The organism is Chelatococcus daeguensis (assembly GCF_001887265.1).
Classification (GTDB): Bacteria; Pseudomonadota; Alphaproteobacteria; order Rhizobiales; family Beijerinckiaceae; genus Chelatococcus_A; species Chelatococcus_A sambhunathii.
Genome location: NZ_CP018096.1, coordinates 255,008 through 271,089, shown reverse-complemented (window position 1 = coordinate 271,089; position 16,082 = coordinate 255,008). Strand labels below are relative to the sequence as shown.

Genomic DNA, 16,082 nt, shown 5'->3' with positions numbered 1-16,082 from the left:
CCGGTGCCCGCGATCAGACGCGGGCGAAGGTCGCCGTCGCCCGGCCCTTGAGAAAATGGCCCTGGCCCATGGTAGCGAAATCGAGGGCGAGGCCGGCGGCACCGTCGATCAGGTCCGTGATACTGCCGTGGCGCAGACCGTCGACGAGTTGAAGAGCGGGACCGACGAAGGGCACCAGGCCCGACAGGGATCTCAGCGCCGTCCCGAACTGGCCGGAGAAAAGCCCCTTCGCCGCGTCATAGACATTGCCGATGATCGGGATCGACCGCACCGCCTGCTCTAGGCTGCCCATGGCCAGGCCGTTGAGGACACCGAAGGGAATGCCGACGAGCGGCAGCTTGCCGAGGATGTTGCCGGCGAGGCCGAGAACGCCCTTGGCCAGGCCCTTGAACCATCCGAACAGACCGCCGGAGCTGGGCCTGAAGTCGCCGGCAACCGATATCCGGGCCTGCGCGCCGGACCGGGGCGTGAAATCCCCGTTGATGGAAAACTGCGCCGGTCGGCCCATGGCCTGCCCACCGCGCACGGAACCGGCACCCGGCTGGGCCGCAGCCCGAGTCGCGCTGGACCAGTTGCCCGTGAGGACAGCATCGCCTCCGGGGCTGCGCAGGCTGAGATTGACGGCTATACTCATAATGTATCTCCCAATGAAGCACCTCCCGCGCCACGATCACGGGACGAATATTGCCTTGCTCAGAAGAGCCCATATGAGTGGCGAGATCGACATCGAAGGATAGAAATTGTGTTTTCGCAGCAAGATCGCCGGAGATGCGTCACACATGGCCGATCTACGATCCACGCGCGCAAGGAATGACCGGTGCTCGATAACTGGACAACCGGCGTGGTTGATCTGTGAGCCGTCCGAATAGCCTGGAACGGGACCGTCCGCGCGGCAAAAAGGCCCGCTCAGGCCGGCCAGCTGCGCATCGCCAGGCGTCCGACCATCTGCAGCTCTGCACGCGAGACCCCGTCGCGGGCCTGAACCGTCAGGCCCTGCAGCACCGTTTCAAGGAAACGGGCGAGCGCCGCCGCATCAGTGTCGGCCGGCAGTTCGCCGGCCGCGATGCCCTTGCGGATCCGCGCCTCAAACTGATCGACGTGACTGGCCCGCATCTCGGCGAGGGCCGTGCGAACGGAGGTCGCAGCGGGAGAGCAGTGCGTCGCCGCCGTCGCGACCATGCAGCCGGCCGGCTGACCTTCGCGGGTCAATTCATGCGCTGCAGCCTCGAAAAGCCGCTCGAAGGCCGTGCGCACCGGGATATCCTCGGCGAGGATGCGCGCGGTATAGCTGCCGGGCCCCTCCAGGTAGCGGTCCAGCGCGGCCTCGTAGAGCTTCTCCTTGTTGCCGAAACAGGCGTAAAGGCTGGAGGGACTGAGACGCATCGCCTCGGCGAGGTCGTCCATCGAGGTCGCCTCGTAGCCCCGGTCCCAGAACAGGACCATGGCCGCATCCAGCGCCGCCTCCCGGTCGAAGCAGCGCGGACGCCCGCGCGGGCGCTTCTCCGCTGTCACGTCATTTTCTGGAACCATCGTTCTATAAATTCTTGACGGACCCTGTTCGGCTGCCTAACTGTGTGTGCATTGTGGAGCAATCGCTCCATTAATTAATATGCGGCACCGGCGCGGCAAGGCGCAAGTGGCCGCAGCATCGAAGAGGTCCCGCACCGCTGCAGCCGGCGCCCCTCGCGCCTTCCATCAAAGTCCCCTTTCATTCCGGAGCTGGATTCATGTCCACTGCCCCAACGGGAACCGCTTGCCTCGATTCAGTCCTTGCGCCAACCGTACGCCACTGGCTCGCCGCCGGCTCGGTTGGCACCGCCGCCTTCGCGCTCGTGACCGCCGAGTTCCTGCCCGTTGGCCTGTTGCCGGCCATGGCCGCCGATATCGGCATCAGCGAGGGCCAGGCCGGCCTCATGGTCACCATGGCGGGCGTGCTCGGCGCCCTTGCCGCTCCCTCAGTAACGGTGGGCGCCGGACGGCTCGACCGACGCAACGTCCTCATGGTCCTCGTCGGCCTCCTCGTTGCCTCCAACCTGATCGTCGCGCTGTCCACCTCCTACCCCCTCGTTCTCCTCGGCCGGCTGCTGCTCGGCATCGGCGTCGGCGGCTTCTGGTGCATCGGCGTCGCCATCGGCCCGCGGGTCATGCCCGAGCCCACAGGCACGCGCGGCACCGCCATCATCTTCGCCGGGATTTCGCTCGGCACGGTTGCGGGCGTGCCGGCAGGGACCTTCATCGGTGATGTCCTGGGCTGGCGCGCGGCCTTCGCGGCCGCGGCGGGGATCGGGGTCGCGGTGCTCGTCGCGCAGGCGCTGCTGCTGCCGGCGCTGCCGCCCCAGCGCGCCATCCGCTGGCGCGACCTGCCGGCGCTGCTCCACGTGCCGAAGGCGCGCATCGGGCTTCTGGCCGCTTTCTTCATGTTCGGCGGCCAGTTCTTCGCCTATACCTACATCGCGCCTTATCTCGTCCAGATCACAGGGCTCGGCTCGGGCATGGTCACGGGCCTGCTGCTCGCCTATGGCACAGCCGGCTTCTTCGGCAATGTCGCGGGCAGCTGGGTGGCCGGGAAGGATGCGCGCACCGCCGTCGCCGCCACGGCCCTCGTCCTCGGCGCCTCGGCGCTGGCACTTGCCGCCTTCGGCGCGATCCCCATGGCCGCCATCGCTATCATCGTCGTCTGGGGGCTGGCCTTCGGCGCATTGCCCATTGCGACCCAGACCTTCATGTTCCGCGCCGCCTCCGAGGCGCTGGAGACCGGCGCCGCCCTGCTCGTGTCGCTGATCCAGGTTGCGATCGCCCTCGGTGCCACCGTCGGGGGCCTGACCGTCGACGGTCTCGGCCTCGTCAGCACCATGGTGGCGGGCGGCATCGTCATGATGCTCGGGGCGCCTGTGATCGCGATGCTCGGGCGCGAGCGCAGGGTCGCGGCCGCCGTTCCGCACTGAGAGCCCGACGCTGCACCAGCCCGGCATCCTGGTGCCGGGCCGGTGTGGCCGGTCACTTCCACCCCAGGTGCCGCTCGACCTGGTAGAGGAGATGCAGCACGACAGTGCCGACGAGGGTCGCGAAGATGGCGATGATCCAGAAGCCGAGGCCGACCGACAGGCCGATGGCCGCTGCGAGCCATACGCCCGCGCCGGTCGTCAGCCCATGCACCTCGCCCTTGGCGAAGACGATCAGCCCGGCGGCGAGGAAGGCGACGCCGGCCGTCACGGCCTCCACCACGCGCAGGGGGTCGGATCTCACCTGGTCGATGTCATAGATCGGCGCGCGAACGACCTCGCCAGCGAGCAGTCCGAAGACTGCGGCGGCAAGGCCGACAAGAAGATGCGTGCGCAGCCCCGCCGGCCGGCCACGCATCTCGCGCTCGATGCCGATGACGGTGACGCACAGAAGCGCCCCGCAAATGCGCGCGAGGATAACGTGATATGGCACCGCTGTGCGCGGCAGAATATCGGCCAGGATGTCAGCGAGCGCCTGCTCCAAGTCGCCCTCCGTTCCCGTTCGCTTGTCCCCGGCCGTCAGGACTTTGAGGCGTGCTCGGGCTTGCCCCTGCGGGAGGTGGACGCCATCTCGCGCAGCTCGCGCTCCGACATGGACTCGACCATGCTCTTCGCAGCGCCCTTGAGCTCGCTCTTCTTCTTCTCGCCGCGCTTGGCGGCGAGCGCCGCGCCCGCGGCCTTCTGCTGGGCTTTCGATTTCGCCGGCATGACGATCTCCTTTCGTGGCCGCTCACTGAGCCCCGCCGCTCCAACCCGCAGGGCATACCGCCGGTTCCGGCCGGCGCAGGTGAGAAGCCGTGACAAAGGGCGGCCGAAGCCGCCCTTTGTCGGGCCGGTGCAGAGAAGCCGTCAGGCAGCCCGCTGGGCCCTGCTGTTCGCGTCCTTCTCGGCGAGCTTCGTGAGCATCTCGTCGGTCTGCGCTTCTTCCTTCAGCGTCTCGTCGAGGAGCTTCGCCGCATCCTTCATGCCGAGTTCCTGGGCCCAGCGCCGGAGCGTGCCGTAGCGCGTGATCTCGTAATGCTCGGCGGCCTGGGCCGCGGCGATCAGGCCGGCGTCGAGAGCGGGCGTGTCCTTGTATTCGGACAGCACCTCCTCGCCTTCCTCGATGATGCCGTCGATCGCCGGACAGGTCTTGCCGCGCGCCGCCTTGCCGCAGATCTCGAACACCTGCTGCAGGCGCGCGACATGGCCCTCGGTTTCTTCGCGATGCTGCTGGAACGCCGCCTTGAGCTCCTCGGCGCTGGCCCCGCGGGCGAGCTTCGGCAAGGCCTTCAGAAGCTGGCGCTCGGCATAGTAGATGTCCCTCAGGCCTTCGTAGAAAAGATCGTCCAGCGTCTTGTTCTTCATGGGTCTGCTCCTTCCATCGGCCGCCGAACGGCGGATGCGGGCCGAACCGCATCGCAGACGGTTTGTTCCGCGCCCGGTGAAAGGCCGCGGCGCGCGCCGGCACCTATGGCTCGGCCATTTCCGCGAGCAGGCCGGCAGCCCGCGCGGCATTCTCCACCGCGCGGCGAGCACCTTCCGGCGCACGGAAACCATCGACGGCGTCCCGGCAGGCGGCGCAGGCGCGCAGGTAGGCGTTGTCGCGCTCGCCCGGCCAGTCGCGCTCGAGGAACTCGAGGGCTTCCCAGGCACTGCAGGCCACGAAGATGCCGGTTTCACCAGCGCGCAGCTTGACGGGAACGCGAAACGGACGATGGCCCACGTCTCTTCTCCTTCTTCTTGAGGCCCAAGGGTCCGAACCGCATCGGTCGACGCGGCCCATCGAAACGCATACGCGTGAGGTTTGTTCCCGTCCGGCCAAGCCTGAAGGCCCGCGAACTGAAGCAAGATGAATGCCAGTTTGCTGGAATCGCCCGGCGACCGCTCCGGTCGATGCGCACCGGCCTGATCGGCTTGGCCCGGCTGGGCGGTCTTGTGCACCGGGACGGGACTACCGTCGTGGCCGTGCCGGCCGGCATGCTGGCCCATCGTGCACCTGCAGGCAGGCGACACGCGCGATCAGCAGGCTTTGAACCGCGCGCGCGGGCGGCTACTAAGGCTAGGCCTTCACCATGCGGGAGCGGCTTTTGGCTCGCCTCACCGGAATTCTCGCACGCGTCGCCATCGGCGCAGCCGTCCTCCTGGTCTCCGTCTGGGCGGCGCTCGCCCTGTGGTACCGCCTGTCTCTGCCCGAGGAGGCGCGGCTCCTCGCCGCCGGCGCTTTCGGCCTCCTCGGCCTTGCGACGATCGTCGCCCTCGTGCGACGGCGCGCCGCCGCCGCGAGCCTCTTCGCCCTTGCCGTCGCCGGCGTCTTCGTCTGGTGGGCGAGCATCGTGCCGCCCGCGGATGCGGACTGGTCGCCGGATGTCGCCCGCCAGGTCACGGGAACCGTCGACGGCTCGGTGCTGAGCCTGACGGGCGTGCGCAATTTCGACTGGCGCGGCGAAGACGACTTCACGCCCGCTTGGGAGACGCAGCGCTACGACCTCGACCAGTTGCGCACGCTCGACATGTTCATGTCCTACTGGGCCGGGCCGAGCATGGCGCACATGATCCTGAGCTTCGGCTTTGCCGACGGCCGGTACCTTGCCTGGTCGGTCGAGGTGCGCCGGCGCAGGGGCGGCGGCTTCTCGCCCATCGCCGATCTCTTCAAGAGCAACACCCTCGTGCTCGTCGCCGCCGAGGAGCGCGACGTCATCGGCGTGCGCACTAACATCCGCGGCGAGGACGTGCAGCGCTACCGCCTCGACATCCCGCAGGAGATGATCCGGGCGCTCCTGCTGCAATATGTTGCCGACGCCAATGCGCTCGCCACGCGACCGACCTTCTACAATTCCCTGACCAGCAACTGCACGACGACCGTGGTGCGCATGGCGCGCGCCCTGGGCGACGTGCTGCCGGCCGACTGGCGGCTCATCGTCAACGGTTACCTGCCCGAATATGCCTATGACATGGGTGCCCTCGACAGCAGCCGGCCGATGGCGGAACTGCGCGCGGAGGCGCGCATCAGCCCCAGGGCCCTCGCGGCGGGACTGACGTCCTCCTTCTCGCAGGACATCCGTCAGCCGTGAACGGCGCCGTCCGCCCCCCTCGCGGTCCGGGCGATCGATGCTATAGCTGCCGCACGAACGCTCGAGAGAGGCCGGAATGGCGCGCGAAATCACGATCTACGGCATCAAGAACTGCGACACGATGAAGAAGGCGCGCGCCTGGCTCGAGGCCCGGGACGTCGCCCACGCCTTCCACGACTACAGGAGTGCCGGCATCGATCGCGAGCGGCTCACGGACTGGGTCCGGCAGGCCGGCTGGGAGAAGCTCCTCAACCGCGCCGGCACCACATTCCGCAAGCTGCCCGGCGCCGACAAGGAAGGGCTGGACGAGGCGAAGGCCGTCGGCCTGATGCTGGCCAATCCGTCATTGATCAAGCGGCCGGTACTGGACATCGACGGCAGGATCGTAGTGGGCTTCAGCCCGGCCGGCTACGAATCCGCGCTCGCATAGGCCGGCCGGGCCGGGGCGCCCTCCGCCGGCGCCTCCACCGGTGGCCGCCAGCCACATCCACGGCCGGCAGCGCGCCGGACTACCCGGCAGGGCGACCGATGGTCGCCCTGTTTGTCCGCACCGCCCAGTGGCGTCACTTGGCAGCAGTCGAGGTGTTGAGCTTGTCGAACAGCACGGTCATGCGCTTGCCGCCGAGCCCCGGCAGCTTGACTGCCTTGGCGGCATCAAGGTTCGGCACCTCGTCACCGACCTGGATCAGCCCGACCATGCCCATGCCGACATGCGGCAGACACTTGTAGCCATAGAGGCCCGGCTTGTCGAAGGTGACGACGACCTCCTGCGAGAGCTTGCCCTTGAACGGCTCCACGCCCTCCGGGATCATGCCTGGGATGGTCTCGGCGTTGTGGCTCTTGTCCGTCGGCACGAACTTCACGGTATCGCCCGGCGCGATCTTCAGGAAGGCCGGCTCGAACACCATGGCCTGATTGTCCGAACCCTTGTTGAGCATCTTCACCTCATGTTCGGCCGCCACGGCCGGCAGCGCCAGCATCAGGGCGCCGAAGGTCAGAAGCATGCGGGTCTTGCAGCGGTTCATCATATCGTCCTCAATCGTTTAGCCCGCCCCGGCGGGCGCGGCGGGGAGCCGCAGTCTCGCGATCTCCATTCACGACCGTCAGTCTAAGCACTTGATGCGGTGCACACTTTGCGCCGTATCAAACCGGAAGGTTCCGTCAGACCTGCCAGCCCTCGCGCTCGGGCAGCGGGCGCCCGGCCGCAAGCGCATCGGCGAAGGCGTGGTTGATGTCGCGGTGGATCGCCTCGTCCTCGCGCATGGCGACGAGCATGTCGGACAGGCGCGCGTCGTGCGGCAGGTTCCAGTAGCCCACGGCAAAGGCGGGGGCCGGCACGTTCTCCTCCTGCCCGGCTTCGAGGCGCCCGATCCGCCGTGAATAGTCGCGCACCGCCGCCTCGGCGAGATAGCCGGTCAGGCGATGGCCGGTGCGCGGCGAAACGAGGTGCAGCAGGAAGAAGGCGTTGTAGAAGAGCATCTGGGCCACGGCAATGAACAGTCGCTCGCCCGGTCCGGGCTGCTGCAGTGCGACGAAGGCCATGAGGTGGGCACGCTGGCTCTCCGCCTCGTCCATGAAGGCCCGCACCCAGCCGCGATCGTCGATCATGCGCCGCAGGCATTTGAGGTGAAGAAGCGTCGCCGCCACCATGGCCGGCACGGCGGCGACCGTCTCCAGCACGACCGCGCCGTCGCCGTAGCGGCGGCCGAAGAAGAGCGAGGCTGCCCCTTCCATGAGGCGGACGATGCCGGCCGCGATGCGATCGGCCACGCTCGCCGGCGTATGGTGGCGGGCAAAATCGCCCTTGTCGATCATCAGCATGCTCAGCCTGTCTCGTTCTGCGACCCGGTCGCGGCGGCGCGGCGGAAGGCCGCGCGGCACCTGCGCCACTGGCAGGATAGATGTCAAGCGCGGCGAATCTTTGCGGCGGATCAAAGCGCTGCCGGCGCGGTGGTGGCTGGATGCGCCCGGCCGCCGCCGGCGTCGGGGCGGCGCGAGGCGCTTAGGGACATGCACGGTACTGCGGAACAAGACATCCTGTGCCGGACCGACCTGTTCCGCGGCCTGTCCCCGGATTCGCTGCGGGCACTGCGCCGCAGCGCCACCCGCCGCCGGCTCGCGACGCAGGACCCCGTCTTCCACCAGGGCGATCGGGCGGAGACCTTCTATGTCGTCGCGGAGGGCCGCCTCCGGGTGACACAGACGACCGCCGACGGCCAGCAGGTCATCATCCGTTATGTCGGCCCGGCCGAGCTCGCCGGCCTAGCCGTCCTTGCCGGCGACGATCTTCATCCAAGCACGGCGACCGCCGTGGCGGACAGCGAGGTCATCGGCATCTCCCGCGCCGTCATCCGCGAGATCATGGCACGTCACCCGGAGGTGGCGATGAATGCCGTGTCCGTCATCGCGGCACGCTATCGCGAGATGCAACAGCGCCTGCGCGAGATGTCGACGCAGAATGTCGAGCGCCGCATCGCCCACACCATCCTGCGCCTAGCCCGGGAGGCCGGCCGGCGCACCGCACGTGGCATCGAGATCGCCTTTCCGCTCTCGCGCCAGGATCTCGCCGAGATGACAGGGACGACGCTGCACACCGTGAGCCGCACCCTGAGCGCCTGGGAAGGCCGCGGCCTCGTCGACAGCGGTCGCCGGCGCGTCGTCGTGCGCCGGCCCCATGAACTCGCCATGCTGGCGGATGCAGCGGGCTGAACCCGCTCACCACCGCTCCGACGCGAGGACCAGCGCACGGCTCGCGTCCTCCTTGTCGACAAGGCGGCGCAGGCGCGCCGCCACGCGCCGCCAGGCGCTCTGCTCGTCGAGCACCAGACGGATGCCGAGATTGGCCGGCGGACGGCCGACGGAGCAGCCCCCCGCCTTGGCGTCGCCGATGAAGTCCGACACATAGCCGCGATGGGCGCCGGCCACCGTCCGCACGCCGCAGTTGACGGTGGGCTTGCCGGCGAGCGCACCCTCCTCGTCGAGCCGGTAGCGGGCAAAGCAGGTGCTCGTCCAGTCCCAGACATTGCCGCCGATGTCGAGCACGCCGTGCTCGTTCGCGCCGAAGCTGCCGAAGGGTTGGGGCTCAGCCTCGGCCACGATCTCGCGGCGCGATTCCTCGTCGTAGCGGGCGAGCCAGCGATTGGCGACGTCGCCGCCCGGATCGTCGCTCACGGCATCGTCCACGAGGCGCGAACCGGCAGCATAGGACCATTCCTCGTCGCTCGGCAGGCGCCAGTTGCGGCCGGTCTTTTCCGACAGCCAGGCGGCATAATCGCTGGCGTCGTGCCAGGTGACGCCGACGACCGGCAGGTCGTCGCGCCCGACCGCCCCGCCGGGAGCCGGACGGCAGGCGCCGTCTGCAACGCAGCGCCCGTACTCGGCGGCGCTCACCTGCCGCTTCATGATCATCACGGGCTGCTCGACAGGCATCTCGATACGCGGGCCGTTGACCGGCCGCTTGCCGCGCATGAACTCCCCGGGCACGCGATAGTCGAAGCGCCCCGGCGCGATGTGCACGACGTCGGGCATGGCCAGTTCCGTTTCCGCCGCATCGGCCCGGACAGCGAGGCCGACGAGGGCAAGAGCGGTGCCGAGAAGAAGGGTGCGAAGAACGCAGCGCATGGCGGAATGATCCGGAAAGGGCGGGCCATCCCCAATGGAGGATGGCCCGCAGGGGTCAGTGAACCGCGGGAGCTGCCGCCCCATCGACGGCGCCGAGCTTATCGCCCGCGCCGATCGGCTCCGGCGGACGTACCTGCTTCATGAGGTCGTCGTCCCAGGTGCCGTCGACCTTGAAGTGCGCGGTCGCACCGAGTTCGAAGGCCTCGATGAGATTGTGGTTCACGTAGGCATAGACGCCGGGCTGCAGGAACTTGTAGAGCGCAGCCCCGGCCGAGCCGCCCCGAATGAACCATGTCTCGAGGTCCTTCTCGGGCGGGTTGGCGAACTTGCCGGTCTCCCAGACATAGTCGCCGTGGCCGCCGATGAGGTGGGGACGGGTGTCGCGATTGGCCTGCGAGTGCACGATGAGCACCTTCTCGCCTACCTTGGCCCTGAGCGCCTTCTCGCCAGTCAGGGCACCGACGGCGCCGTTGAAGACCACGTGCGTGGGGGTGAGCTTGCGCATCACCTCGATGGTGTCAGCATAGGAGTCGCCGACGGTCTCGTAGGTCTTGAACTTGCCGTTCTCGTCCCGCGGCACGTAGAAGTCGTTCTCGCCGACGTAATAGACCCGGTCGTAGGTCAGCGAATTGCCCTTCTCGTCCTTGAGACCATCGCGCGGCAGCACCATCACCGTGCCGCTCATGCCGGACACCACATGCCAGGGCACCATACCCTCGGGTGCGCAGTGGTAGACGAAGACGCCGGGGCGGGTTGCCTTCCAGCGCAGCACCACCTGCTCGCCGGGATGGATGAGGGTCAGCCCGCCGCCACCGAGCGCGCCGGTCGCGGAATGGAAGTCGATGTTGTGCGGCATGGTGTTGGTTTCGGGGTTGATCAGCGTCAGCTCGACGTAGTCACCCTCGTGCACCACCATCATCGGACCCGGCACCGAGCCGTTGAAGGTCATCGCCTGCAGCTTGGTGCCCTCGTTGTCGATGACGAGTTCCTTCTCCTCGACCTTCATCGTGAACTGGACGACCTTGGGCCCGTCCTTGGCCACCTGCTCGTGCGGGTGGACGAAGGGCGGAGCGACCAGCTCCACCTTCTGGCGCGGCATGTTGGACAGGTCGTCCGCCATGGCCGGCACCGCGACGGCGATGGCCGACATCGCCACACATGCCAGGATATTGCGCCGGGTGAACATGGTTTTCTCCGTTGCGTGTTGCCTTGTTCGATGAGGCAAGCCTCGCATGCAGGCCCCGCCGGAATTTGCGTATTCGCAACTTCCCCGGGGCCCGCGATCCGGATGTTTGTGCTGGCACAAAGAGCCCGGCGGGGAGCTCAGACCGCCGCCGCTGGAGGCGGGTTCTCGCCCGTCCATTCCACCCCGCCGCCCGGCAGGCCGAGGAGCGAGACGGCCCGCCGCGCCGTTGCGTCGACGACGTCGGAAACCGTCTGCGGCTTCATGTAGAAGGCGGGCACCGGCGGGGCGACGACGGCGCCAGCCTCGCTCACCGCTGCCATGGCCCGGATATGGCCGATGTGCAGCGGGCTCTCGCGCACAAGGAGCACGAGCCGGCGCCGCTCCTTCAGGTGCACGTCGGCGGCGCGCACCAGGAGGTTGTCGAGGATGCACCCGGCGAGCGCGCCCAGGGTGCGGATGGAGCAGGGCGCCACCACCATCCCGGCGGTGCGGAACGAGCCGCTGGCGATCGACGCGCCGATGTCCTCGCACGGATGACGGATGGACAGGCGCTCGATGCGTCCGAGGGCGTGGGGTCCGACCTCGTGGGCGAGCGTGCGCTCGCCGGAGCGGGTAACGACGCTGTGCACCTCGATGCCGCCGAGCCCGGCCAGCAGTTCGACGGCGCGCAGGCCGAGCGCCGCGCCCGAAGCGCCCGAGATGCCGACGACGATGCGCGTGCGCCCGTTCATGCGCCTCCCTCCTCGATGCCGAGACGCCGCCAGAGCGCGTCGACACGCGCCGCGACCGTCGGGTCCTGCCGGATGACGCGGCCCCATTCGCGCGCCGTTTCCGGCCCGATCTTGCCGGTGGCGTCGATGCCGAGCTTGCCGCCGAGCCCGGGCTTCGGCGAGGCGAAGTCGAGATAATCGATGGGCGTGTCGGCGAGCTGCACCAGATCGCGCGAGGGGTCGGAGCGGGTCGAGACCGCCCACATCACCGCCGCCCAGTTGCGCACGTCGATGTCCTCATCGACGACGATGAGCATCTTCGTATAGGTGAACTGCGGCAGCATGGACCACAACCCCAGCATGAGCCGGCGCGCCTGGCCGGGATAGCGCTTGGCGATCGCCGCGACCGCGATGCGGTAGGAGCAGGCCTCAGGCGGCAGCCACAGGTCGACGATCTCGGGGAACTGGCGGCGCACCAGCGGCAGGAAAATCTCGTTGAGCGCCTCGCCGATGCGCGAGGGCTCGTCCGGCGGCCGGCCGGTATAGGTGGACAGATAGATCGGCGCGCGTCGCATGGTGACCGCGGTGACATTGAGCACCGGGAAGTCCTCGACCGAATTGTAATAGCCGGTGTGGTCGCCGTAGGGCCCCTCGGGCGCCGTCTCCTCGGCCGAGACGAAGCCCTCGATCACGATCTCGGCTTCAGCCGGCACCATCAACGGGATGCTGACGCAAGGCGTAAGCCGTGGCCGCTCGCCGGCGATAAGGCCTGCAAAGCCCACCTCCGACACCGTCTCGGGCAGCGGCAGGACGGCGGACAGGATAAAGGCGGGATCGGCTCCGATGACCACGGCGACGGGCATGTCGCGCCCGCGGGAGCGCCACTGGTGGTGGTGCTTGGCCCCGCCGCGGTGGGCCAGCCAGCGCATGATGGCCCGGTCGCGGCCGATGACCTGCATGCGGTAGACCCCGACATTGACCGTGTCCTCCCCGGCATCCTCCGGCGGACGCGTGATGACGAGCGGCCAGGTAATGAGCGGCGCCGGCTCCCCCGGCCAGTGGGTCTGCACCGGCAGGAGGCCGAGGTCGATCGCCTCGCCGGTCAGCACCCGCTCCTGGACGGGAGCGCTCGCGACACGCCGCGGGCGCATGGCCATCACGGCGCGGGCGAGCGGCAGCTTGCCCATAGCCTCGCCGAGGCCACGCGGCGGGCGCGGCTCGCGCAGCTCCGCCAGCATCTCGCCGAGGCCGGCAAGGCCATTTCCGGGCGAACCGTCGTTGCGCCGCCCGAAGCCGAGGGCAACGCGCTCGACGGTGCCGAAGAGATTGACGAGCACGGGGATGTCCGACACCGCGCCGTCGGCCCGCACCGGCCGCTCGAAGAAGAGGGCCGGCCCGACGGCCTCGAGCACGCGGCGATGGATCTCGGTCATGTCGTGGCAGATGGAGACGGGCTCGGCGATACGTCTGAGCTCGCCGCGCGCATCGAGATGGGCGAGGAAGGCGCGCAGGTCGCGGAAGGGGGGCTGTCGGCGCAGCGTCACGGGCTGTCCTTCGGGCAGGCGTTGCGGATCCGCGGACAGCACAGCCCCGGCGCCCCGCCGTCTTTGTCCTGGCGCAAGAAGGGGCGCGGCGCCCGGGTGTATAGGGCGGCTGGAGGAGACCGACATGCCATCGGAACAACCTGCCCGGCGTGCCGCCGGGCACGAGGAAGCCGCCGCCGACACGCCCGGCCGGGTGCCGCTCGTCGTGCAGCTCGCGCTGCGGCCCTTGCCGCTCCTGCCGCTGCAGCCCATCCTCGGGGCGACGCTCAGGGCGGTCCTTGCCAATCATCCCGGCATCTTCGAGCGGCTCGGCCCGCACGCGGGCAAGCGCTTCGGCCTCGCGCCGACGGACCTGCCGCTCGCCTTCCTGCTCGAGACCCTGCCGCGCCGCCCGCGCATCACGGCGGTGCGGGCGCTGCCGGCCCGCCTCGACGTCACCATCCGCGGCTCGATCGCGGCCCTCATCGGGCTGGTCGACGGTGGCTATGACGGGGATGCGCTCTTCTTTTCGCGCGACCTCGTCGTCGAAGGCGACATGGAAGCGGTCGTCGCCCTGCGCAACGCGGTCGACGATGCGCAGATCGATCTGGTGCGCGAGGGCTGCGGCAGCCTCGGCCCCCTCGCCGCGCCCGCCGAGCGGCTGCTGCGCAGTCTACTGCCGCGCCCCGTCACCGACCCCGGAGCCATGCCATGGAACTGATCTGCCCGGCGGGAACGCCGGCCGCCCTGCGCGCCGCCGTCGATGCCGGCGCGGACGCCGTCTATTGCGGCTTTCGCGACGAGACCAACGCCCGCAACTTCCCCGGCCTCAACTTCTCCCGCGCCGAGATGGCCGAGGGCGTCGCCTATGCCCATGCGCGGGGCGCCAAGGTGCTCGTCGCCATCAACACCTTTCCCCGTGCCGGCCAGCTCGGCCTCTGGCACGGTGCGGTCGACGACGCGGTGGCGGCGGGGGCCGACGCACTGATCCTCGCCGATGTCGGCCTCATCGCCTATGCCGCGGAGCGCCACCCGGCGCAGCGCCTGCACGTCTCGGTGCAGGCCGCAGCGGCGAACCCCGATGCCATCGCCTTCTATGTCGAGGCCTTCGGCGTGAAGCGGGTGGTACTGCCGCGCGTGTTGAGCGTGCCCGAAATCGCCGCCATTACCCGTGCGACAGCCTGCGAGACAGAAGTCTTCGTCTTCGGCGGTCTTTGCGTGATGGCCGAGGGGCGCTGCTCGCTCTCCTCGCATGCCACGGGCCAGTCGCCCAACATGCACGGCGTCTGCTCGCCGGCGAGCCACGTGAGTTACCGGGACGACGGCAATACGCTCGTCTCGCGCCTCGGCGACTTCACCATCAACAAGTTCGCCAAGGGCGAGCCGGCCGCCTACCCCACCCTGTGCAAGGGCCGCTTCCGCACCGGGATCGGCGCGGGCTACATCTTCGAGGAGCCGGTGAGCCTCGACGCGGCGGAAATGCTGCCGGGCCTGAAGAAGGCCGGCGTCACGGCGCTCAAGATCGAAGGTCGCCAGCGCGGCCGCGCCTATATCGCGAGCGTTGTCGCCTCCTTCCGTGCCGCACTTGCCGCCCTCGAGGCTGGCCGGCCGATCACCGGAGCCGGCCTCACGACCATGACCGAGGGCCAGACGACGACCGTCGGCGCCTATCGCAAGACTTGGCGCTAGACCAGGCGGCGCTGGATCGGCGCCGCGCTTTCGCAGCGAGGACTTCATGGAACTGACGCTCGGGCCCGTGCTCTTCAACTGGCAGGCGGACGACTGGCGCGACTTCTATTTCCGCATCGCGGACGAGGCTCCGGTCGAGACCGTCGTCGTCGGCGAGGTGGTCTGCTCGAAGCGCATGCCTTTCTTTGCGCGCCACCTGCCGACCGTGGCCGAGCGGCTGACCGCGGCGGGCAAAGAGGTGATCTTCGGCTCCCTGGCGCTCGTCGCCCTCGAGCGCGAGCGGCGGCAGATGGAGGAATTGGCGAAGAGCGAGGACCTGACGGTCGAGGCCAACGACGTCTCCGTGCTGCGCCATCTCGCCGGCCGGCCCCACGCCATCGGGCCCTTCGTGAACATCTACAACGAGGCGACCGCCGCCTTCTTCGCGTCACGCGGGGCACGGCGCATGTGCCTGCCGCCCGAACTGCCGGCGGCCTCCGTCGCCGCCATCGCGGCCGGGGTGCCGGAGGTAATGGTGGAGGTCTTCGCCTTCGGGCGCGTGCCACTCGCCATCTCGGCGCGCTGCTATCACGCCCGCCTCCACAAGCTGACCAAGGACAACTGCCGCTTCGTCTGCGAGAAGGATCCGGACGGCCTCGCCGTGGAGACGCTCGACAACGAGCCCTTCCTCACCGTCAACGGCGTGCAGACGCTGTCGCAAACGGTGACGAATCTCGTCGGCGACATCGACCTGCTGCGCTCGGCCGGCATCGGCGCGCTGCGCCTGTCGCCCCAGTGCTGCGACATGGTCGCCGTCGCCCGACTGTTCCGCGAGGTCATCGACGGCCGGCGCGAAGCGCGTGAGGCCGAGGCCGCGCTCGCCGAGGTCTATCCCGGCGCGGTCTTCGCCAATGGCTTCGTGCATGCTGAGCCGGGCGTGCGGCGCGTGGGGGCATAGGGCTGAGGGAGACGGACCAATGGCCGAGGCGAAGCGCCGCGACGAGACCGAGGTACTGCTGAGCCGACTCTCGGCCATCCTCACCCGGCTCGACATCGACTGCACATGCCGCGAGACGCTGAACGGCGCCATCGACCGCTTTGCCCGCCTCGAGGTGCGGCGCCTCGCCCGCCGACGGCTGGCCGAGGCGCGCGACTGCAAGGACCGCATCGGCGCCATCCTTCATCTCCTCTCGGAGCTCGACCAGATTACCGAGGGAGAGAGCGACCGCTCGGTCTTCGCCGAGATGGCGCTGCTCTTCGACGAGATTGCCGCCTCCGCCGCGGGAGGCGCCGCCGCATTGCGCCGCATCGAAGCGTAA

General features: G+C 69.1%; 20 protein-coding genes. 8 read left to right on the top strand and 12 right to left on the bottom strand.

All coding sequences use genetic code 11. The features are described 5' to 3' along the window. Nucleotides 1-13: 13 nt before the first annotated feature. Nucleotides 14-634 (bottom strand): hypothetical protein, encoded by a 621-nt coding sequence (locus BOQ54_RS18195; RefSeq protein WP_145979833.1) that lies wholly within the window; start codon nucleotides 632-634, stop codon nucleotides 14-16. A 272-nt stretch (nucleotides 635-906) separates the two neighbouring features. Next, a complete protein-coding gene (locus BOQ54_RS18190; protein ID WP_083586086.1) occupies nucleotides 907-1,512 on the bottom strand; it encodes a TetR/AcrR family transcriptional regulator in 606 nt (201 codons plus the stop codon). A 215-nt stretch (nucleotides 1,513-1,727) separates the two neighbouring features. Here BOQ54_RS18190 and BOQ54_RS18185 point away from each other — a divergent pair, with 215 nt between their 5' ends. Further along, nucleotides 1,728-2,945, top strand: a complete 1,218-nt coding sequence (locus BOQ54_RS18185; protein ID WP_071924666.1) for an MFS transporter — start codon at nucleotides 1,728-1,730, stop codon at nucleotides 2,943-2,945. 52 nt (nucleotides 2,946-2,997) lie between these two features. On the opposite strand, the gene BOQ54_RS18180 is transcribed toward BOQ54_RS18185, so the two are convergent. The 4 genes from BOQ54_RS18180 to BOQ54_RS18165 form a co-directional block, all read right to left on the bottom strand. After that, on the bottom strand, nucleotides 2,998-3,486 hold the full coding sequence (locus BOQ54_RS18180) for an MgtC/SapB family protein (protein ID WP_055458665.1): 489 nt from the start codon (nucleotides 3,484-3,486) through the stop codon (nucleotides 2,998-3,000). A gap of 35 nt (nucleotides 3,487-3,521) precedes the next feature. Further along, complete coding sequence (locus BOQ54_RS18175) at nucleotides 3,522-3,710, bottom strand: DUF3008 family protein (protein WP_055458666.1); 189 nt, start codon at nucleotides 3,708-3,710, stop codon at nucleotides 3,522-3,524. A gap of 141 nt (nucleotides 3,711-3,851) precedes the next feature. Next, complete coding sequence (locus tag BOQ54_RS18170; protein WP_071924665.1) at nucleotides 3,852-4,349, bottom strand: ferritin-like domain-containing protein; 498 nt, start codon at nucleotides 4,347-4,349, stop codon at nucleotides 3,852-3,854. A gap of 103 nt (nucleotides 4,350-4,452) precedes the next feature. Next, complete coding sequence (locus BOQ54_RS18165; protein ID WP_055458668.1) at nucleotides 4,453-4,707, bottom strand: DUF982 domain-containing protein; 255 nt, start codon at nucleotides 4,705-4,707, stop codon at nucleotides 4,453-4,455. A 364-nt stretch (nucleotides 4,708-5,071) separates the two neighbouring features. On the opposite strand from BOQ54_RS18165, the gene BOQ54_RS18160 reads away from it, so the two are divergent. After that, the gene (locus tag BOQ54_RS18160) at nucleotides 5,072-6,055 is read left to right on the top strand and encodes an Lnb N-terminal periplasmic domain-containing protein (protein ID WP_071924664.1); all 984 of its coding nucleotides are present in this window, start codon (nucleotides 5,072-5,074) and stop codon (nucleotides 6,053-6,055) included. A 76-nt stretch (nucleotides 6,056-6,131) separates the two neighbouring features. Beyond that, the gene (locus BOQ54_RS18155; RefSeq protein WP_055458670.1) at nucleotides 6,132-6,485 is read left to right on the top strand and encodes an ArsC family reductase; all 354 of its coding nucleotides are present in this window, start codon (nucleotides 6,132-6,134) and stop codon (nucleotides 6,483-6,485) included. 133 nt (nucleotides 6,486-6,618) lie between these two features. On the opposite strand, the gene BOQ54_RS18150 is transcribed toward BOQ54_RS18155, so the two are convergent. Then, the gene (locus BOQ54_RS18150; protein WP_055458960.1) at nucleotides 6,619-7,080 is read right to left on the bottom strand and encodes a pseudoazurin; all 462 of its coding nucleotides are present in this window, start codon (nucleotides 7,078-7,080) and stop codon (nucleotides 6,619-6,621) included. Nucleotides 7,081-7,216: 136 nt separating this feature from the next. Then, nucleotides 7,217-7,876: an alternative oxidase gene (locus BOQ54_RS18145; RefSeq protein ID WP_055458961.1), complete on the bottom strand. Its 660-nt coding sequence runs from the start codon at nucleotides 7,874-7,876 to the stop codon at nucleotides 7,217-7,219. Nucleotides 7,877-8,065: 189 nt separating this feature from the next. Between BOQ54_RS18145 and BOQ54_RS18140 the strand changes: the two genes are divergently transcribed. Then, nucleotides 8,066-8,764 carry a Crp/Fnr family transcriptional regulator gene (locus tag BOQ54_RS18140; protein WP_055458671.1) on the top strand — a complete coding sequence of 233 codons (699 nt, stop codon included), beginning with the start codon at nucleotides 8,066-8,068 and terminating at the stop codon, nucleotides 8,762-8,764. A 6-nt stretch (nucleotides 8,765-8,770) separates the two neighbouring features. Here the strand turns inward: BOQ54_RS18140 and BOQ54_RS18135 are convergent, their stop codons facing one another. The 4 genes from BOQ54_RS18135 to BOQ54_RS18120 form a co-directional block, all read right to left on the bottom strand. Then, nucleotides 8,771-9,676: a formylglycine-generating enzyme family protein gene (locus BOQ54_RS18135; protein WP_055458672.1), complete on the bottom strand. Its 906-nt coding sequence runs from the start codon at nucleotides 9,674-9,676 to the stop codon at nucleotides 8,771-8,773. 55 nt (nucleotides 9,677-9,731) lie between these two features. After that, complete coding sequence (gene nirK / locus BOQ54_RS18130) at nucleotides 9,732-10,862, bottom strand: copper-containing nitrite reductase (protein WP_055458673.1); 1,131 nt, start codon at nucleotides 10,860-10,862, stop codon at nucleotides 9,732-9,734. A 137-nt stretch (nucleotides 10,863-10,999) separates the two neighbouring features. Beyond that, nucleotides 11,000-11,593: a UbiX family flavin prenyltransferase gene (locus BOQ54_RS18125; RefSeq protein WP_055458674.1), complete on the bottom strand. Its 594-nt coding sequence runs from the start codon at nucleotides 11,591-11,593 to the stop codon at nucleotides 11,000-11,002. Beyond that, nucleotides 11,590-13,116, bottom strand: coding sequence for a UbiD family decarboxylase (locus BOQ54_RS18120; RefSeq protein WP_071924663.1), 1,527 nt, complete (start codon nucleotides 13,114-13,116; stop codon nucleotides 11,590-11,592). The genes BOQ54_RS18125 and BOQ54_RS18120 overlap by 4 nt, the downstream gene beginning before the upstream one ends. Nucleotides 13,117-13,240: 124 nt before the next feature. On the opposite strand from BOQ54_RS18120, the gene ubiT reads away from it, so the two are divergent. From ubiT to BOQ54_RS18100, 4 genes are read left to right on the top strand one after another with little or no spacing between them, the layout of a single operon-like run. Beyond that, nucleotides 13,241-13,816 carry a ubiquinone anaerobic biosynthesis accessory factor UbiT gene (gene ubiT, locus BOQ54_RS18115; protein ID WP_245316404.1) on the top strand — a complete coding sequence of 192 codons (576 nt, stop codon included), beginning with the start codon at nucleotides 13,241-13,243 and terminating at the stop codon, nucleotides 13,814-13,816. Continuing rightward, nucleotides 13,807-14,784, top strand: a complete 978-nt coding sequence (gene ubiU, locus BOQ54_RS18110) for a ubiquinone anaerobic biosynthesis protein UbiU (RefSeq protein ID WP_071924662.1) — start codon at nucleotides 13,807-13,809, stop codon at nucleotides 14,782-14,784. Before ubiT ends, ubiU begins: the two co-directional genes overlap by 10 nt. Nucleotides 14,785-14,830: 46 nt before the next feature. Further along, nucleotides 14,831-15,721 (top strand): ubiquinone anaerobic biosynthesis protein UbiV, encoded by an 891-nt coding sequence (gene ubiV / locus BOQ54_RS18105; protein WP_071924661.1) that lies wholly within the window; start codon nucleotides 14,831-14,833, stop codon nucleotides 15,719-15,721. A gap of 19 nt (nucleotides 15,722-15,740) precedes the next feature. After that, entirely contained in the window at nucleotides 15,741-16,082 is a 342-nt protein-coding gene (locus tag BOQ54_RS18100) for a hypothetical protein (protein ID WP_055458678.1), read from the top strand.